Below are 748 nucleotides of genomic sequence, written 5' to 3'. Positions count from 1 at the left end.
GGCGGCGTGTTTGCACCATCGTCCCCGATGAGCTGGACGCCGATCGTGGCCGTCGCCAATCGCGGATCGTCCAATGACACCAGGTCGTGCAGCGCGCCGTTCTCGCGAACGACGAAGACGTAACCGGATCGGTAATACGGGCGCGTGGTGGCGATGCGCTCCATGCCGCTCGCGATGCCGGGGATGATGTCGCAATCCTGCGTATCCAGCGTATTGCGGATCGCGCCACGGCGTTGCGGCCACCACAGGTAGGTCACCGTCGCATGCAGATCGCGTGCGAGCACCTCGACGATCTTGTTTTCGAAACCCTCGCCCGCGCGGTTGGAAAAGGGCAGGTTGTTGGGGTCGGCGCAGACGCGCAGCTCGCGGCCGAACGCGGGCGCGCAGCAGAGCAGGAGTGCGAGGACGATCAGGCGTTTCATGGTCCCACCGCCACGCCCCACGGCTTGCCACCGGTGCGGATCGTCGCCAGCGTGCGTCGTGTCTTCGTATCGATCACGGTGACATCCCCGGACAATCCGCTCGCTGCATAGACGCGGGTCGCGTCGCGCGACAGGTCGATGCCCCAGTTGCGGTGACCGACCGGGTGGTAGCGCAGGATCTGGCCGCTGCGCGCGTCGATCTCCGCCACGTGATCGCCGCGGCCCAGCGCGACATAGGCGCGCGTGCCATCGTCGGTCAGCGCGATGCCGACCGCCTGCACGGTATCGGGCGCGCGTGGATCGCGGTCGAAGTCGATCGTCCGCAC

Annotated in this window: 1 protein-coding gene and 1 pseudogene; both read right to left on the bottom strand. The window is 67.4% G+C overall.

Annotated elements, in window-relative coordinates; genetic code table 11:
* Positions 1 to 422 (bottom strand): annotated as a pseudogene (locus tag AC1DRF_RS30750) (hypothetical protein); the annotation flags it as partial.
* Positions 419 to 748 (bottom strand): beta-propeller fold lactonase family protein (locus tag AC1DRF_RS30745; protein ID WP_477742666.1); only part of this gene is annotated, 330 nt, incomplete at its 5' end. The pseudogene AC1DRF_RS30750 and the gene AC1DRF_RS30745, both read right to left, overlap by 4 nt.

This window comes from Priestia sp. P5_B4, assembly GCF_056400385.1.
Note: the sequence above shows the minus strand (reverse complement) of the source record. Positions and strands in the feature narration are given on the sequence as shown.